This is a genomic window from Arthrobacter sp. TE12231 (assembly GCF_054062895.1).
In genome coordinates, this window is the sequence record NZ_JBSSFS010000001.1 from 4,004,302 (window position 1) to 4,020,451 (window position 16,150).

Here is a 16,150-nt window from a genome sequence, read left to right on the forward strand (position 1 = left end):
TACTTCTTCACCCAAGGCATACGATCGACTGTAGAAAACTATCCCGCCGCAACAACTCGTTGGATTGTCTATGAACGCCTCCCCTGTCCGGGAGCCCACCGGCTCCGCTCCCGCCTACGATCCGCCGTGGCTGGCGCTGCCCCGGGAGGTCAGCGACATGCTGCGGCCCAGGATGCCCGGCATCGTCGAGGCCATCATCGAGGCCGTCCCGCAGCTTGTTCCGGCGTATGCCAGGCCGATTGAGGGGCGGTTCGGCCGCGGCCTGAGGAGGGGTGTGGCCGCGGCGCTGGACCGGTTCCTGCAGCTGCCCGGGACCCGGCTGCCGGCGCTGTCCCAGGAAAGCCGGGATCTGGTGGCCGGGCTGGGCAGCGGGGAATTCCGGCAGGGCCGGAGCATGGACGCCCTGCTGAGCGCCTACCGCATGGGTGCCCGCGTGACCTTCCGGGAAATGTCCCGGGTCTCCGTGGAACACCATCTGGGCCAGGGCGTCGTGGTGGACCTGGGGGAATCGATCCTCGCCTACATCGACGAGCTCTCGGCCGTGAGCGCCGAGGCCTACGCCTTCGAACAGTCCGAACGCGCCGGAGCGGTGGACCGCCGGCGCACCGAACTGCTGGACCTGCTCCTGCTCGGCCAGGCCGACGAGGCGGCCCTGCGCCAGACGGCGGCGATGGCGGACTGGTCCCTGCCCCAGCGCATGGCGGTGGTGACCCTTCCGCTGGACCGGGCAGCCGGGCTGCGGCTGCGGCTCGGCCCAGGAGCCCTGGTGATTGAACGCGAGACCGACGTCGTGGCCCTGGTGCCGGCGCGGAAGTCGCAGTCTGCCCGGGAGGAGCTGGACCGCGCCCTGAAGGGGCGCGGAGCCTCCGTGGGGCCCTCCGGCGGCTGGGAAAAGGTCCCGGATTCACTGCGGCTGGCCGTGCTGGCGGCCGCGGCGCTGCCGCCGCGCGAGGGGCCCGAGGACCCACCGATCTGGGCTGACGAGCACCTGGCGCAGGTGGTTCTCGCAGCGGAGCCCTCGGCGATTACCGAGCTGGCCAACCGCCGACTGGCACCACTGGAAGGACTCCGGCCGGCGCAGCGGGAGCGGCTTGCCGAAACCCTGCTCTCCTGGCTGCGCCACTGGGGCCAGCGGGCCCCCGTGGCCGCCGAACTCGGGATCCATCCTCAGACCGTCGGTTACCGGGCGGCGCAGTTGCGCGAGCTCTTTGGCGACGCCCTCGAGGACCCGACGGCGCGCTTCGAGCTTGAGCTGGCCCTGCACGCCGGCCGGCGGTAGGCCGCTTACCCGGCGAGTTACCCGGCGAGCGCCTGCCGGCTGTGGAGCCGCAGTTCCAGGTCATGCATCACGAGCGCCGCCAGGTCCTCCAGCGCGGAGGTGTCCTCGTCGCTGAACTCGCGGGCTCACGGTCCAGGATGCAGAAGGTGCCCAGGTTGTAGCCGTCCGGAGTGCGCAGCGGCACCCCGGCGTAGAACTGCAGGCCGAAATCGCCCGCCACGAGCGGATTGGACAGCGTCCGGGGATCCTTGGTGGCGTCCTGGACAATCCAGGCATCGCCCTGCAGGACTGCGGAGGCGCACAGTCCGGGATCGCGGCCGATTTCGCTGACGTCCGTGCCGTGGTGGGCCTTGAACCAGATACGGTCATGGTCCACCACGCTGACAATCGCCACGGGCACCGAGAACATGCGTGCGGCGAGCGCCGCGATGCGGTTGAAGGCTCCGTCCGCCGGGGTGTCCAGGATCCGGTACCGCTCGACCGCCTGCATGCGCCCGTCTTCATCGGTCAGCAGAGGAGCCGCGTCCCGGCGGTGGCGCCCGGCGCCGTTGATGACTTCCTGCCGCAGGGCCAGGGACACTTCCCGGGCCGGCGGGCGGGCCGCCGGATCCCTGTCCAGCATGGAGGTCAGCAGGGCCACCCACATGGGCGCGAGCCCTTCGGGGATGTCCGGGTCGTTGAGTAGGCGGGCCAGCGCGGACTGGACCGGCGCGCCGGGGTAGGCCATCTTCCCGGTCAGGCCTTCCAGCAGGACCAGCCCCAGCGAATAGACGTCGCTGGCGGGGCCGGCCGGTTCTCCGGCGGCCTGTTCGGGGCTCAGGTAGGCGGGGGTGCCTGAGCTGTCGTCCGGGTCTCCGTGGTGGCCTTTGCGGATGGTGATCGCCACGCCGAAGTCGCTGAGTTTGGCGCGCGGACGCCGGTCCTCCACGCTGTAGTCCACAAGGAGGATGTTGGCCGGTTTGACGTCCCGGTGGATGATGCCGTGGTGGTGGATGTGTGCCAGTCCGTCGGCGAGATCGTGTCCGATCAGCGCCATGTGGGCTGCGGACAGCGGTCCCTCGGCCGAGCGGCGGCGGAGGTCGGGCCCGCGGACGAGTTCCATCACGAGGTAGCTGAGCTTGCGGTCGGGGTTGCTCAGATCCGTCCCGGCATCGAACAGCGTCACGAGGGCATGGTGGGCCATCCCGGCGAGGATCCGCACTTCGTCGTTTTGCCGGCGGATGCGTTCCTCCTCCACCGCATTTTCGTACACGGCGCCGTCTCTGAAGAGCTTGACTGCCACTTCGCGTCCCAGGACCTCGTCCGTGGCACGGTACACGCTCGACTGGCTGCCCCGGCCAATGAGTTCTTCGATCCGGTAACGCCCGCTCAGCAGGAAACCGGGGTCCATGGTTATTGTCAAAGGTTTACGTGGTCCCTCTAATGGGGCCCGCCGGTGAGTATCGGGCGGATCAGTCCAAAGCCGGAAACCGACCCGGCGCCCGCATCGTTAGCAAGGTTACTTATGATAACGCGGAAACCGGATTCCGGAAGACTCTCCAGGGAACCTTCCGGCACCGGCGCCTTGCCGCTATTTGGCGGGGTTGTGCGTGCCGATCGGAACCAGGGTGAGGTCCGGGTGGTTCTTTTCGATCCGGCGCAGGGCCCAGACGTCGTTGAACAGGGCCAGGTATTCCCCGTCGGACCGCAAAAGAACCTCCGCGCCGGGCACGTTGGCCAGCGCAGGCATCGCATCCGCCGTCGAAATCCGGGCCAGGGAATACGGAAGCCGCTCCAGCCGCATGGGCGCGCTGAAGTCGTGCGCCATGCGGTCTTCAACCACCTCGAACTGCATGGGGCCGACGGCGGCCAGAACGGGCGCCTGGTCGCCGCGGATGTCGGAGCGGAGCACCTGGATGACGCCCTCGTGCTCGAGCTGTTCGATGCCGCGGCGGAACTGCTTGAACCGGCTGGGGTCCTTGGAGCGCGCCACCTGGAAGTGTTCCGGGGCGAACAGCGGGATCGCGGGGAACTCCACGGGCTGGTCCAGGAACAGGCTGTCCCCCACGCGGAGGGAGGAGGCGTTGACGAGGCCCACCACATCGCCCGGGAAGGCTTCATCGATCACCTCGCGTTCGCGGCCGAAAACCTGCTGCGCGTACTTGGTGGCGAAGGACTTTCCCGTCCGGCCCTGGGTGACCACCATGCCGCGCTCGAACATGCCGGAGCAGACCCGGATGAAGGCCACGTGGTCGCGGTGGGCCTTGTTCATGCCGGCCTGGACCTTGAAGACGAACCCGGCGAAGGGGGCATCGACGGGGCGGGGCTCGCCGTCGACGTCGGGCCGCGGCGCGGCCGGCGGGGCGAAGTCGACAAGGGCGTCGAGGATTTCCTTCACGCCGAAGTTGAGGGCTGCAGAGCTGAAGAGGATCGGCGTCGCTTTGCCGGCATGGAAGGCCTCGACGTCGAACGCGAGGTTGGATTCGATGACCAGTCCGGCCTCGTCCACCGCGTTGGACCAGTCGTCGCCCTGGCTGGCGGCGGCCTCGTCCGGGGTGAAGTACTCGGTGAGGGCGATGTTGGCGCCGGCGTTGTTGCGCTTGAACTGCGCGAAACGGTCGTTGCGCAGGTCCCAGACGCCGCGGAAGTCGCCGGAGATGCCCACGGCCCAGGTCAGCGGCATCGGCTGCAGCCCGGTGCGCTCGGTGATCTCGTCCATGAGGGCCAGTGCGTCCAGGCCCGGCCGGTCCCATTTGTTGATGACGGTGATGATGGGCAGGTTCCGCTGCTTGCAGACCTCGAAGAGCTTCATCGTCTGGGTTTCCAGGCCCTTCGCGGCGTCGACCAGCATGACGGCGCAGTCCACGGCTGCCAGCACACGGTAGGTGTCTTCCGAGAAGTCGGCGTGCCCGGGAGTGTCCAGGAGGTTGATGACGGTGTCCCGGTAGGCGAACTGCAGTGCGGCCGAGCTGATGGAGATGCCGCGGTCCTTTTCCATCTGCATCCAGTCCGAGACCGTCTCCTTGCGGTTGGCCTTGCCGCTGGAGGCACCGGCCGTGCCGATCACCTTGGCGTGCAGCGCGAGGGCCTCCGTGAGGGTGGATTTGCCGGCGTCGGGGTGCGAAATGACCGCGAAAGTCCGGCGCCGGGCCGCCTGCTTGTGAATCTCCTGGACTCGGGCGGGGCTGAGGACTTCTTGAGACACGATGCTACTTTCGCTGCGGGTGTGGACGGGTCACGGCGCGGAGAGCCCGCGGTACACCCAAGGATCCAAGTTTATCGCAGGCCGTGGACCCGCACGAAGTGGCGGCCAAACACCTTGTACCAACACCGCGCAGGGCACCACGCGCGGCGGCCGCCCGGCTGCACCAAAGTGCCGCCGCCGACGGGACCCGCGACAGCCATTCCGGGGGCTTCGCGCGCACGTCGCAATGGACCACTTTAAGGCTTGCCTGTGCGGAAGTGGCTCTGCTTTACCCCTATCATGGGGAGAGCGGGGAACTGAGTACTTTTGATCCTGCCGGTGGACCCTGGAAACCGGCGTACCTGCGGGCCAGTGCCCGCACCTTTGAAGGGAAATCTATGGCTCGGAGCCCTGAAGATTCGCTCAAGGCGACTCTGGCCAGAGTGGCACCGGGCACCGCCCTACGAGACGGTCTGGAACGCATTCTCCGCGGACGCACCGGCGCGCTGATTGTGCTCGGCATCGACCGGACCATAGAGTCCATCTGCTCGGGCGGCTTCGAGATCGGTATCGATTTCTCCCCCACGCGGCTGCGCGAACTGGCCAAAATGGACGGCGCCATTGTCTGCGACAAAGATGCCAGCAATATCCTGCGCGCGGCGGTCCAGCTTGTCCCGGACTCGAGCATCGAAACCCAGGAATCGGGCACCCGGCACCGGACCGCGGAGCGGGTGGCCATCCAGACCGGAGTCCCTGTCATTTCGGTCAGCCAGTCGATGCAGATCATCGCACTGTACGTGAACGGGCTGCGGCATGTCCTGGAGGGCTCGGAGAAGGTCCTGGCCCGCGCCAACCAGGCCCTGGCAACCCTGGAACGCTACCGCTCGCGCCTGGACCAGGTGACCAGCTCGCTCTCCGCCCTGGAAATCGAGGCCATGGTGACGGTCCGCGACGTCGCGGTCACGCTGCAGCGCCAGGAAATGGTGCGCAGGATCTCCGAGGAAATCTCCCAGTACGTCCTGGAACTGGGCGAGGACGGCCGCCTGCTCTCGCTGCAGCTCGACGAGCTCACCGTGGGACGAGGCCCGGGCAGCGACGTGATCATCCGCGACTACTCCGGCCCGGCGGCAACCGCCGAGGACATTGAGAAGGCGGTCAAGGCCCTCGTGAGCCTGGGCCCCACCGAGCTGATCGATCTGGGCAAGATCGCCGGGATCGTCGGCTTCGCCGGCGGCGAAGCGAACCTCGACGCCGTCGTGCAGCCGCGCGGCTACCGCCTGCTCTCCGGCCTCAAGGCCGTGCCGAAAGCTGTCGCCGACCGCCTGGTGGACCACTTTGGCGGCCTGCAGTTCCTGATGGCGGCAACGATCGATGACCTCATGACCGTGGATGGGATCGGTGACCAGCGGGCCAGGACCGTCCGGGAGGGCCTGAGCCGCATGGCCGAGGCCAGCCTGCTGGACCGCTTCCTCTAGCCCGCCTCACCTTTCCGACACCCTTCGACGGGAACTAGTTGAGCTGGAATACGGCCTTGTCGCTGGTCTTGTTCGCCAGCCGGGCCGTGAAGACGTAGTAGGCGCCGCCGGCTCCGGGCTTGGCGGCGACGGGTTCGCAGCCCTGCACCGTGCGGTTGCGCTGCCACGGGAAGTTCGCGGTCTCGCTCTTGCCCGGCGCGATGGTCTTCATCAGGTCAGTGCTCTCCGCCTGGCAATCCTTGGACGAGAAGATCCGGTCCGAACCGCTGGTGATCATGTATTCCATCTGCGACGTCCCGATGTTGACCGTGCACGGCACCTTGTTGTTGTTGGTCACTTTGAGGGTTAGCAGCGGCTTCTCCCCCGCGGCATAGACCTGTTGGTCGGTGGCGGCCGTGACGATCAGCAGATTCTGCTCGCAGCCATCGCCCGATGTTGTGGGGGTGGGAGTGGCCGACGGGTCCTCCGAAGCCCCGGGGCTCCCCGACGCTGAGGCTGTTGGCTGGTTCGACGGCGCGGCACCTGCCCCGGACGGCTCGCCCGACGGCGCCGTTCCCGCTCCGGAAGGCTGACCTCCGCCCAGGGCGTTGGAGACGGCGGCAAAGCCGCCGAAGGCGACGGCGAGGACGATTAGCAGGACCACGCCCGCAAACAGCCGGCGTCGGCGGTACACCGGGCTGAGCGGACGCCGTCCGGGCCTTCCGGCGGATTGGCCTCCGCCGGGTCCTTTCGGCCGTGAACCACCCGTTGCTGAACTGCCTTGCCTGACCATTCTTCTAGCCTAGAGAACGCTGCGGGCTATGGCGTCCGACCACGCCGCGGGACCCGCAGCCGTCCGGATCGGTTCGCCGGATCTATTACGCTGAATGGATCGAAACTCTAACCCACACCCCTTCCGTCGATGCCGTGGCGCCACCCGGATCCCGGGCCGCCGGGCCGCTTCCCTCCGGTGAGCTTGCCGCCGGAGGGCTTGCCGTTGCCGCGGATCTGCCCGCCCTCCACACCGCGCTGGATGACTGGTTCGCGTCCAACGCCAGGGAGCTGCCGTGGCGGGCGGCGGAGTGCACGCCTTGGGGCGTGCTGGTCAGCGAGGTCATGCTCCAGCAGACACCGGTGGTCCGGGTCCTGCCGGTCTGGGAGCAGTGGCTGCGCCGCTGGCCGGAGCCGTCCGCCCTCGCCGCGGAGCCCGCGGGGGAAGCCGTCCGGTCCTGGGGCCGGCTGGGGTATCCGCGGCGCGCGCTGCGCCTGCACGCGGCCGCCGTCGCCATCAGGGACAGCCACGCCGGGACGGTCCCCGGCGCCTATACCGAACTCCTGGAACTCCCGGGCGTGGGCAGCTACACAGCAGCCGCCGTTGCCGCCTTCGCCTTTGGGCGCCGGGAAACGGTGGTGGACACCAACATCCGCCGGGTCCATGCACGCCTGGTCTCGGGCTCGGCGCTGCCGTCGCAGGCCCTGACCGCAGCCGAAATGCGGCTGGCGGCATCGCTGCTCCCGGAAGACCCGGCCGCCTCGGTCCGCTGGAACGCCTCCGTCATGGAACTCGGCGCGATGGTCTGCACGGCCCGGGCCCCCAAGTGCGGGCAGTGCCCGGTCCGTGACTCCTGCGCCTGGCTTGCCGCCGGCGAGCCGCCGCCGACGTACACGCCAAAGGGCCAGTCATGGCATGGCACGGACCGGCAGGTGCGCGGCGCTGTGATGGCTGTCCTGCGGGTGGCCGAGGACCCCGTGGCGCCGGAACTGTTCCACCGGGCCCCGGCGGACCTGGGCTTCGAACCGGATGGAATCGGGATTCCGCTCGCGGCCCTGCACCGGCTCAATGCGGCTCCCGAACAGCTGGAACGCGCGCTGGCCGGCCTGCTGGGAGACGGGCTCGCGGAACTGCACCAGGGCGGCTTCCGGCTCCCTGCCTGAGGATCTACGCTGGAGCATGCGCAAGCTGGCGGCCGTGGCCGCTCTGGCCCTCACCGCCGTCCTGGTCACCTCGTGCCGGCCGGAGGCCGTTTGTCCGGCGATCGCGCAGGCGCCGGTGGTGTCGTTGACCGTGGACCGGGAGTACGCCCCGTCCGTGAGGACCATCCACCTGTTGGCCTGCCAGGACGGCCGCTGTAAGGAAGCGGACCTGGAACTGGTCCCGGGGAGCGTCGCCGTGGACCAGGGCTGCAAACCGGGCCCCTCGGGCCTCGACGGCGTCTGTTCGGCCACGTCTTCCCCCGACGGCACCCTGACCGGGATGCTGATGATGGAGACGTTGACCGCCAACCGGATCGAGGTGACGGCCACGGGCACGTCCAACACCGGGGCCCCGCTGCCGGCACGGACTGCGGCTTTCACACCCCGGGTGGCGCATCCGTTTGGAGAGCAGCGCGGAAGCTTCATCACGGCCCACGTGGTGCTCGACGCGGCCGGTCTTCGGCCGTCGCCCTAGCTCATATTCCCCGGACTCCGAGGTGCCCGGCCCGGACATCTCTCCGCGCCCGGGCTACGCCCGGCCGGACAACGGCTACGGCTCGCCGAACCCCGAGCTGACGAGGCGTTCCAGATAGCCCACCGCTTTGGCGGCGTCCGGGCCGCTGGCCTCCACATGCAGGACGGTTCCCTTGCCGGCGGCAAGCATCATGAGCTCCGTCATGGAGGCCCCATCCGCCCCGTTGACGGTGACGTCGGCATCCATGGCGGACAGTCCCCCGGCGATCTTGGCTGCCGGCCGGGCATGCATGCCGGCCTGGTTGACGAGCTCGAAGTCCCCCGTGGCGTCCGGCGGCTGCTGGTGCACGTGTTCAGCCTCCGCGGGGTGGACCGGGGGCCGGTAGACGGCTTCGGCGGCGTCCTTCACCGCCGCTGCGTCGGCCCCCGTCTGTGCCGCCACCGCTGCGGCCACGAGTCCTTCCACCAGGGGTGCGTCCGCGAGCAGCACGGATTCCGGATCCGCCGCGAACTCCGCTGCGGACTCGGCCGTCATCACGGCGGATCCGAGGTCGGTGAGCACCACGACGCCGTCACCGGCGGCCTGTTCGAGGGCCGCCATGACCTTCTCCAGGCTGGTGCCGATCCGGCCGTCGTCGGTGCCTCCAGCGGGGAGGATGAGGACGTCAGGCGCCATTTGCGCGGCGAGTTCGGCGGCGCCGTCCGCGATTTTTGCACTGTGCGAGACGACGACAAGCCGGACTGTCATTCGGCTGCTCCGGCCGCGGCGCGCAGGATCAGTGCGCTGGAGACCGCTCCGGGGTCGCGGTGGCCGATGCTGCGCTCCCCCAGGTAGCTGGCACGGCCCTTGCGGGCGAGCATCGGATCCGTGGAAACGGCCCCTGCCTCGGCCGCTTCCGCCGCAGACACGAGGACTTTCCGGACGTCGCCGTCCCCTGCCGCGGCAGCGGCCGCCTCGATCGCGGGCGTCCACGCGTCCACCATGGTCTTGTCCCCGGACTCTGCCTTTCCACGGGCGACGATTCCGTCGCGGGCGGCCTGCAGGGCCGTGGCCAGTGTGGCGGCGTCGACGTCGGAAGTGTCTCCCAGTGCCGTGGCGGCCCGCAGGAATGCCGTGCCGTACAGCGGGCCGGCGGCCCCGCCGACCTTGGACATCAGCGTCATGGCGGTCAGTTTCAGGGCCGCGCCCGGGGTTTCCGGCGGCGCCTCGGCGAGCTTAACCATTACGGCCTTGAAGCCGCGGTCCATGTTCTCGCCGTGATCCGAGTCTCCGATTGGCCGGTCCAGCTCGATCAGCTCAACCCGGTGCTCCGCCATGGCCTGCGCTGACAGGGTCAGCCAGCGCACGGCCCAGCCGACATCCAGCCCCACGGTCAGACGCCCCAGCGGAGGGCCGCGGTGTGCACGGGAGCGTCCCAGAGCGACGTCATTTCGTCATCGAGGCGCAGGACCGTGATGGAGCAGCCCTGCATCTCAAGGGACGTGATGTAGTTGCCCACGAGCGAGCGGGCCACGGTGACACCCTGCTCCGCCAGCCTCTGCGCGGCCCGGCGGTAAACGATATACAGCTCGCTCGCCGGGGTGCCGCCCATGCCGTTGACGAACAAAAGCACCTTGTCCCCGGAACTCAGTCCGAGGTCGCTGACCACGGGGTCCAGAAGCCGGTCGGTGATGCCGTCGGCGTTTTCCATGGGGATTTTGTGCCGTCCCGGCTCGCCGTGGATGCCGATCCCGATCTCGATCTCGTTTTCCTCGAGCTCGAAACTGGGGACGCCCGCGTGCGGAACGGTGCAGGCGGACAATGCCACGCCCATGCTGCGCACGTTCTGGTTGACGCGGTCACCGATCGCGGCGACGGCGTCCAGGTTATCGCCGCGCTCGGCGGCGGCGCCGGCGATCTTCTCGACCAGGACCGTGCCGCCGACGCCGCGGCGGCCCGCGGTGTACAGCGAGTCCTGCACGGCGACGTCGTCGTTGACCAGGACGGTACGGACCTCGACGCCTTCGGCCTGCGCGAGTTCGGCGGCGGTCTCGAAGTTGAGGACGTCGCCGGTGTAGTTCTTCACGATATGCACAACGCCGGCGCCGGAGTTCACGGCCAGCGTGGCCGGCAGGATCTGGTCGGGCGTGGGCGAAGTGAAGACGGCGCCGGGAACGGCGGCGTCGAGCATGCCCATTCCCACATAGCCGCCGTGCAGCGGCTCGTGTCCGCTGCCGCCGCCGGAGACGAGTCCGACCTTCCCGGCCACCGGCGCGTCCTTGCGCACGATGTACTTGGGGTCGGCAAAAACGGTCACGAGGTCGGCATGTGCAAGCCCGAACCCTTCCACTGACTCGTCGACCACGGCTTTGGGATCATTGATGAGTTTCTTCATGGCGGTGCTCCCTGGATGGTGTCCTGGCTGCTTGCTTAGACCCTACTACCGGGGCACGGCCGGCGGTAGGCTCCCGTTTCCCCTTGTGAGGCTTCCCGCCGGGGCTGCGAGCGCCCGTGCCGGCGAGACGGTGCCGCGGCGGGCTCTTGGGCTCCGACGACGATTCAGACTTGCGTGTCGGCCCATGCCGGAAAGTGCGGCCAGGCATCGCCGCCCAACCAGGAAAACGGCGGCGCGGCGAGACGGCCCTTGCGGGTGCGGGACGCGGCCGGCGGCCCGGAGGCGGATCCGGGGCCGGCCGTTCGTCCGCCTACGGGTGCATCGGCATCGGGCGACAACTGATTCGCAGGTTCCGGCGATGGCTGGTCCGGCGTATCGAGCGAGTGGACCCGCGGCGCTGCCGGGGCGCTGGCGGCTGTCCTGCGCATATCTTTGCTGGGCGAAGCGGAGAAATCGGGAAAAATCACGTCATTATGCAATTTTTTGCCTCCGGAAGTATGGCGGCCCACCCCCTGGGCCGGCATCAGTTTATCCACCAAATTTATTGAATGGAAGCCCCCGTCCTGCGAGGCGCCGCGGGGTGCGGCGGGGTGCGGCGACTGCCCGCCGCCGGCCCTAGAACGCCGGGGCCGGCCCCGGAACTGCCGGGGCAATCGCGTGGCCATGCCGGAACAGATTCTGCGGATCCAATTCTGCTTTGGCTTCGCTGAGCCGGCGGCGGGAGCCTTCCGGCCAGGCCCTGGCGGCGTCGTCGGCGGATTCGACGTGGCCGTGCATGTTCACGGCGGTGCCGCCGGTTCCAAACGGTGCCAGCGTCCGGCGGGCGGCCGCGATGGCTGCCGGGACAACGTCGGCGCTCTCGGGCATCATGACGCCCACCGCGAAGAACGACCACGCGGCGTCCCGCCCGGCCACGTGGTCGCCGTGGCTCGAAGGCGCCACCGGGGCTGCGAGGGCTCCGCCCATCAGCCGGATCTCAGCCAGAAGGAGGGGTGCGTTGCTGTCCGGGCCGGCGACTTCCAGAAGGGCCTCCGCGAGTGCCTCGTCCAGTTCATTTAGCAGCATGCCGCCTTCGCGCACCGGGACGGGATGCTCCGGATCCAGGTGCACCGCATCGACCTGCGTGAATGGCAGCGGACCGGAGAGGTCTGCCAGGACCGGGGCCACGCCGCGCATCGGGTCAAGGAGGCGTTGGCCCTCAGCGGCAGTCCCTTGCCACGCGAACCGCAGGTGCATCACGAAGCGCCCACGCAGTAACTCCGGGATGTCCTCGAGTTCGGGCAGCCGCAGGAAGGCGAGCGAAGCCGAGGCGTCCGCAGGAAGCGCCGGCGCCCATTCACGGAAGGCCGCGAGGACTTCCCGGGCCCGTTCCCCGGGATAGAAGATTCCGCCCGCGTAGAGCTCGCCGGCCGGGAAGAGCCTGAACTCCATGGCGGTGACGATGCCGAAGTTGCCCTTGCCGCCACGCAGGAGCGCAAACAGCCGGGGGTTGTTGTACTGGTCCACGCGTTGCTGGACGCCGTCGGGCGTCACGACCTCAACGGCCAGCACATGGTCTGACGCGAAGCCATACTTTCGGCCGAGCAGCGGCAGCCCTCCGCCCACGGTGTAGCCCACGACGCCGACGTCGGTGGCGGATCCGTGCAGGCCCATCAGCCCGTAGGGTGCGGCGGCGGCCACGACCTCGCGCCAGCGGATGCCGGCGCCGACCCGGGCCGTGCGCTCTTCCGGGTCGATGTCGAGGTCCAGGAGCCTGCGGGTGCTGACCAGGAGCCCGTCCGTGATGGCGTTGGCGGCACCGTGCCCTGTGGCTTGGACCGAAATCGACATGCCGCGTTCGGCGGCCCAACGGACGGCTGCTGCGACGTCGTCGGCGTCGGCAGCGGCGAGGACCAGGTCGGGGGTGTGGCGGGTGGCGAGGTTGAAGGCCGCGGTTTCCTGGTCATAGGCGGAGTCTCCGGGGAGGTAGACGAGTCCGCGGACGCGCAGTTGGAGGGAGGTTCTTTCGTGAGCGGAGGCGTGAGGGCGCATGGGGTACTTTCAGCTAGGCGGATCGCTCCCCAGCGAGCTCTTAGAAGTTTATAGATCGAGTGGATATATCGGAAGATCTACAAATCAGGCATTTTGGGCGCGCCCTACAGCTCCTTGATCATCCGGGTGTTGCCCAGCGTGTTCGGCTTGACCCGCGCCAGGTCCAGGAACTCGGCGACGCCTTCGTCATGGGAGCGCAGGAGCTCGGAATACACCACAGGGTCGACGGCGGTCTGGTCAGCCATGACTTCAAAGCCGTGCTTCTTGAAGAAATCCACTTCAAACGTCAGGCAGAAGACGCGCGACACGCCCAGGTCCCGGGCGTCCTCCAGCAGGCGCTCCACGAGCGCGTGCCCCACGCCCTTGCCGCGCCAGGCATCGGAGGCCGCGAGGGTGCGCACCTCGGCGAGGTCCTCCCACATTACGTGCAGCGCCCCGCAGCCGATCACCTCGCCGTCGTTCCGACTCGGCAATCCGGAATTCCTGCAGGCTTTCGTAGTAGGCCACCGTTTCCTTGGCCATAAGGATCCGCTGTTCGGCCAGCGGCGCAACCAAGGTCTTGATGGCGGCGACGTCGCCGGTGCGGGCAGGGCGGATACGGATCGTCTCAGTCACAGCCCAATCTTACGGGTGCCCCGGGTGCCGGCCCGCGGCCGGCACCCGGGTCGGCGCCGTCAAAGACCCAGTTCGTCAGGGACGGGGAGGTCCTTGTCCAGCAGGTGGCGGGCGAGGAAGTGCTCCACGACGCCGTACCAGACCTTGGCGTGCTGCGGCTGCAGGATCCAGTGGTTCTCGTCCGGGAAGTACAGGAAGCGGTGGTCGGTTTCGCCGTTCGCGTCGGCCGCGAGCTGTGACTTCGCCAGCAGTTCGTACCAGAGCCGGAGCCCCTCGCCGATCGGCACGCGGTAGTCCTTGTCGCCGTGGATGACCAGCATGGGAGTCCGGATGTTGTCGACGTGCAGATGCGGGGAGTTCTCCATCGCCATCTCCGCCGTCATTTCCTTGAGCCAGTACTGCGCAGCGTCCGTGGTGGGCCCGAACTGGTCCAGGGCCCAGAGGCTGGCGTGCGTGATGATGGCCTTGAAGCGGTCCGTGTGCCCGGCTACCCAGTTGGCCATGTAGCCGCCGAAGGACCCGCCCATGGCGGCCGTGCGCTCCTGGTCGATGTCGGGGCGCTGCACGACGGCGTCGGTCACGGCCATCAGGTCCGTGTACGGTGCCTTGCCCCATTCGCCCCAGCCGCGCTGGATGTGGTCCTGGCCGTAGCCGGTGGAGAGGGCCGGGTCCGGCAACAGCACCGCGTAGCCGCGGGCTACCAGCAGCCAGGGGTTCCAACGCCAGGTCCAGGCGTTCCAGGATCCCAGCGGGCCGCCGTGGATCCAGAGCAGCAGCGGGGCCGGATTCACGGCGGACGCGCCCTCCGGAAGGGCCAGGTACGCGGGCACCCGGGCGCCGTCGGCCGCCGTCGTCTCCACTCGTTCGAGCGTCCCCTTGAACTGCGGTCGCTCGGCCGGCGCCGGCAAGCGGACGACGCCGCCGGAGGCGAGGTCGATCCGCACGGGTTCGGCGGGAAATTCGTAGGAGCTGCGCAGGGCGTAGGCGCTATGCCCGTCCGGTGCGACCACGACGTCGGTGTACGCGGCGTCGTCGGCTGTCAGGCGGGACACCTGGGCAGCCTGGCCCGGTCCTGCGACCGGGATCCGGAAGACCGGCGCGGCGCCGTCCTCGTCCGCGGTGACCAGCAAGGCCGATCCGTCCGGCAGCCAGGCGGCGGGGCGGGCCCAGCGGTCCCAGTCGTGGGCAAGGGGCGTCAGCGCGCCCCCGCCTGCCGGTACGGCGACGTCGAGAAGGTGGAGCTTGATCTGCGGGGCCGCAAACGGGGTGGTATCGCTTTCACTGACCACCACGAGGCTCCGGTTGTCCGGGCTGACAGGTCCCGGGTAATAGTGCATCCCGTCCGTGTCCAGCAGCACCGTCCGGGTGCCGGTGGCGACGTCGATCGCCACCAGCACGGAGCGCGAATCGGCGTTCGCCAGCGGCTTCGTGAAGCTGCTGTAAATGGTCCTGCCGTCCGGGCTGATCACCGTCTGGGCGTCCCTGAGCCTGTTGCCGGCGTCGGGCGTCAGGTTGCGGAGCTTCAGCGGCGGCGCGGCGTCGACCGTCGTCGGCTTTCCGGACTCCCGTGGCTCTCCGGGTTCGACGGCGAACAACCGCGGCTGCGCCGGGCCGAGGTCGGCGTCCCAGTAGCGGACGGGGTAGCCGCTGTGCAGGATCGCCGCGACCTTGTTGTCCTTGCGGGCCTTGCGGCGCTCCTCGTCGTCGTCCTCGTCGGTGGAGCCGGCGAGGACCGGGGCCGCGACCGCCAGGGTGTCTGCATCCGCGGCTGCCAGGACGCTGCTGATCCCGCCGGCGCGGGAAAAGGCCACCCGGGCTTCGCCGCCGCCGGACGGGAGCATCCAGAGGGCATTGACGGGGTCGGCCTCGGGGCTCTCCGGATCGGGACGGGCGGAGGTGAAGTAGAGGTCCCCGTTGGCTGCAAACACCGCGCCCGCTTCCCCCTTGGCGCTGCGCGTGATTCGGCGGGCCTGCCTGGACCCATTCGGGTCAACTTCCCACAGCGCGGCGCAGTATTCGGTGCCCTTGGCGTTAAGCGTGGCCACCGTGGTAACCAGCCGCCCGCCGTCGGGGCTCAGTGCCAGACCGCTCACTCGGGGAATTGCGAGGTAATGGTCCAGGTCATGGAAAGGGGTCTCGGGTTGTTCGCTCAGGGTCACTGAGTCCTTGGCAGCCATGCACCGATTCAACACCTCCTGTGGCGTCGATCACAAAAAGTTCACTGAGAGTGAACCGGCCGCTTCAGAGTGCCCGGGTCCTTCCGGGACACACGGGCCGGGTCGGCCTGCCGCCGGAATCGCAGCGTCCTTTCAGGGGGGCTTGGCATGATGGGTCCATGAACCCTGAAAAGTCCCTGCCCAGACGCTCCATGTTGCTCGGTGCGGCCGCCACGGTTGGTGGCGGCCTGGCCCTTTCCGCATGCGCCGCCCAACCCTCGGACAGCGCGGCCCCCTCGACGGCCGCCGACGCATCGGCGCCTGCGGGCACGCCTGTCCGGGTCGGCAAGCTCAGCGAGGTTAAAGTGGGCGCCACTGCCACCGGGACCGCCAACGGAAAGACAGTCGTCATTTTCCGGTCCGCGGATCAGAAGGTCCTGGCTTATGACGCGACGTGCACCCACGCCGGCTGCCCGGTGGCCCCGTCCGGCCAGAATTTCGAATGCCCGTGCCACGGCTCCGCCTTCAAGGGCGCGGACGGAAGTGTCATAACGGGTCCGGCGCGCAGCCCCCTCGCGCCTCTGACCGCCGCCATCGACGGGGACTGGATCACCGTCACCGCCTGACGG

14 protein-coding genes and 1 pseudogene are annotated in these 16,150 nt (G+C 69.0%); 5 read left to right on the top strand and 10 right to left on the bottom strand.

What is annotated here, in order from left to right; genetic code table 11:
- Positions 1-70: 70 nt before the first annotated feature.
- Positions 71-1,279 carry a PucR family transcriptional regulator gene (locus ACVWYS_RS17920; RefSeq protein ID WP_456510173.1) on the top strand — a complete coding sequence of 403 codons (1,209 nt, stop codon included), beginning with the start codon at positions 71-73 and terminating at the stop codon, positions 1,277-1,279.
- A gap of 67 nt (positions 1,280-1,346) precedes the next feature.
- On the opposite strand, the gene ACVWYS_RS17925 is transcribed toward ACVWYS_RS17920, so the two are convergent.
- Positions 1,347-2,669: a protein kinase domain-containing protein gene (locus ACVWYS_RS17925; RefSeq protein WP_456510174.1), complete on the bottom strand. Its 1,323-nt coding sequence runs from the start codon at positions 2,667-2,669 to the stop codon at positions 1,347-1,349.
- A gap of 180 nt (positions 2,670-2,849) precedes the next feature.
- Positions 2,850-4,463 carry a peptide chain release factor 3 gene (locus ACVWYS_RS17930; RefSeq protein WP_456507717.1) on the bottom strand — a complete coding sequence of 538 codons (1,614 nt, stop codon included), beginning with the start codon at positions 4,461-4,463 and terminating at the stop codon, positions 2,850-2,852.
- A 377-nt stretch (positions 4,464-4,840) separates the two neighbouring features.
- Here ACVWYS_RS17930 and disA point away from each other — a divergent pair, with 377 nt between their 5' ends.
- Positions 4,841-5,917: a DNA integrity scanning diadenylate cyclase DisA gene (gene disA / locus ACVWYS_RS17935; RefSeq protein WP_091250080.1), complete on the top strand. Its 1,077-nt coding sequence runs from the start codon at positions 4,841-4,843 to the stop codon at positions 5,915-5,917.
- Between the two features lie 34 nt (positions 5,918-5,951).
- Here the strand turns inward: disA and ACVWYS_RS17940 are convergent, their stop codons facing one another.
- The gene (locus tag ACVWYS_RS17940) at positions 5,952-6,689 is read right to left on the bottom strand and encodes a hypothetical protein (RefSeq protein ID WP_425547106.1); all 738 of its coding nucleotides are present in this window, start codon (positions 6,687-6,689) and stop codon (positions 5,952-5,954) included.
- Between the two features lie 305 nt (positions 6,690-6,994).
- Here ACVWYS_RS17940 and ACVWYS_RS17945 point away from each other — a divergent pair, with 305 nt between their 5' ends.
- On the top strand, positions 6,995-7,831 hold the full coding sequence (locus ACVWYS_RS17945; RefSeq protein ID WP_337189807.1) for an HhH-GPD family protein: 837 nt from the start codon (positions 6,995-6,997) through the stop codon (positions 7,829-7,831).
- A 16-nt stretch (positions 7,832-7,847) separates the two neighbouring features.
- Positions 7,848-8,345, top strand: coding sequence for a hypothetical protein (locus ACVWYS_RS17950; protein WP_456510175.1), 498 nt, complete (start codon positions 7,848-7,850; stop codon positions 8,343-8,345).
- A 75-nt stretch (positions 8,346-8,420) separates the two neighbouring features.
- Here ACVWYS_RS17950 and dhaM read toward each other — a convergent pair whose 3' ends face one another.
- From dhaM to ACVWYS_RS17985, 7 genes and pseudogenes are all read right to left on the bottom strand, one after another.
- Complete coding sequence (dhaM, locus tag ACVWYS_RS17955; protein ID WP_456507720.1) at positions 8,421-9,092, bottom strand: dihydroxyacetone kinase phosphoryl donor subunit DhaM; 672 nt, start codon at positions 9,090-9,092, stop codon at positions 8,421-8,423.
- A complete protein-coding gene (gene dhaL / locus ACVWYS_RS17960; protein WP_091250073.1) occupies positions 9,089-9,715 on the bottom strand; it encodes a dihydroxyacetone kinase subunit DhaL in 627 nt (208 codons plus the stop codon). Before dhaL ends, dhaM begins: the two co-directional genes overlap by 4 nt.
- Positions 9,716-9,717: 2 nt before the next feature.
- Positions 9,718-10,719 carry a dihydroxyacetone kinase subunit DhaK gene (gene dhaK / locus ACVWYS_RS17965; protein WP_116765459.1) on the bottom strand — a complete coding sequence of 334 codons (1,002 nt, stop codon included), beginning with the start codon at positions 10,717-10,719 and terminating at the stop codon, positions 9,718-9,720.
- 164 nt (positions 10,720-10,883) lie between these two features.
- The gene (locus ACVWYS_RS17970; RefSeq protein WP_344361463.1) at positions 10,884-11,255 is read right to left on the bottom strand and encodes a hypothetical protein; all 372 of its coding nucleotides are present in this window, start codon (positions 11,253-11,255) and stop codon (positions 10,884-10,886) included.
- Between the two features lie 79 nt (positions 11,256-11,334).
- The gene (locus ACVWYS_RS17975; protein ID WP_456510176.1) at positions 11,335-12,750 is read right to left on the bottom strand and encodes an FAD-binding oxidoreductase; all 1,416 of its coding nucleotides are present in this window, start codon (positions 12,748-12,750) and stop codon (positions 11,335-11,337) included.
- Positions 12,751-12,854: 104 nt separating this feature from the next.
- Positions 12,855-13,365, bottom strand: a pseudogene (locus ACVWYS_RS17980) (amino-acid N-acetyltransferase).
- A gap of 59 nt (positions 13,366-13,424) precedes the next feature.
- Complete coding sequence (locus ACVWYS_RS17985; protein WP_456510177.1) at positions 13,425-15,542, bottom strand: alpha/beta fold hydrolase; 2,118 nt, start codon at positions 15,540-15,542, stop codon at positions 13,425-13,427.
- A 158-nt stretch (positions 15,543-15,700) separates the two neighbouring features.
- On the opposite strand from ACVWYS_RS17985, the gene ACVWYS_RS17990 reads away from it, so the two are divergent.
- On the top strand, positions 15,701-16,147 hold the full coding sequence (locus ACVWYS_RS17990; RefSeq protein ID WP_161958189.1) for a QcrA and Rieske domain-containing protein: 447 nt from the start codon (positions 15,701-15,703) through the stop codon (positions 16,145-16,147).
- Positions 16,148-16,150: the final 3 nt, after the last annotated feature.

Bases quoted from the DNA above. Each gene is read 5' to 3' on its own strand.
- dhaM (WP_456507720.1), bottom strand. From the start codon at position 9,092: ATGACAGTCCGGCTTGTCGTCGTCTCGCACAGTGCAAAAATCGCGGAC.
- ACVWYS_RS17920 (WP_456510173.1), top strand. From the start codon at position 71: ATGAACGCCTCCCCTGTCCGGGAGCCCACCGGCTCCGCTCCCGCCTAC.
- ACVWYS_RS17985 (WP_456510177.1), bottom strand. From the start codon at position 15,542: ATGGCTGCCAAGGACTCAGTGACCCTGAGCGAACAACCCGAGACCCCT.
- dhaK (WP_116765459.1), bottom strand. From the start codon at position 10,719: ATGAAGAAACTCATCAATGATCCCAAAGCCGTGGTCGACGAGTCAGTG.
- ACVWYS_RS17940 (WP_425547106.1), bottom strand. From the start codon at position 6,689: ATGGTCAGGCAAGGCAGTTCAGCAACGGGTGGTTCACGGCCGAAAGGA.
- ACVWYS_RS17975 (WP_456510176.1), bottom strand. From the start codon at position 12,750: ATGCGCCCTCACGCCTCCGCTCACGAAAGAACCTCCCTCCAACTGCGC.
- ACVWYS_RS17925 (WP_456510174.1), bottom strand. From the start codon at position 2,669: ATGGACCCCGGTTTCCTGCTGAGCGGGCGTTACCGGATCGAAGAACTC.
- ACVWYS_RS17990 (WP_161958189.1), top strand. From the start codon at position 15,701: ATGAACCCTGAAAAGTCCCTGCCCAGACGCTCCATGTTGCTCGGTGCG.
- ACVWYS_RS17950 (WP_456510175.1), top strand. From the start codon at position 7,848: ATGCGCAAGCTGGCGGCCGTGGCCGCTCTGGCCCTCACCGCCGTCCTG.
- disA (WP_091250080.1), top strand. From the start codon at position 4,841: ATGGCTCGGAGCCCTGAAGATTCGCTCAAGGCGACTCTGGCCAGAGTG.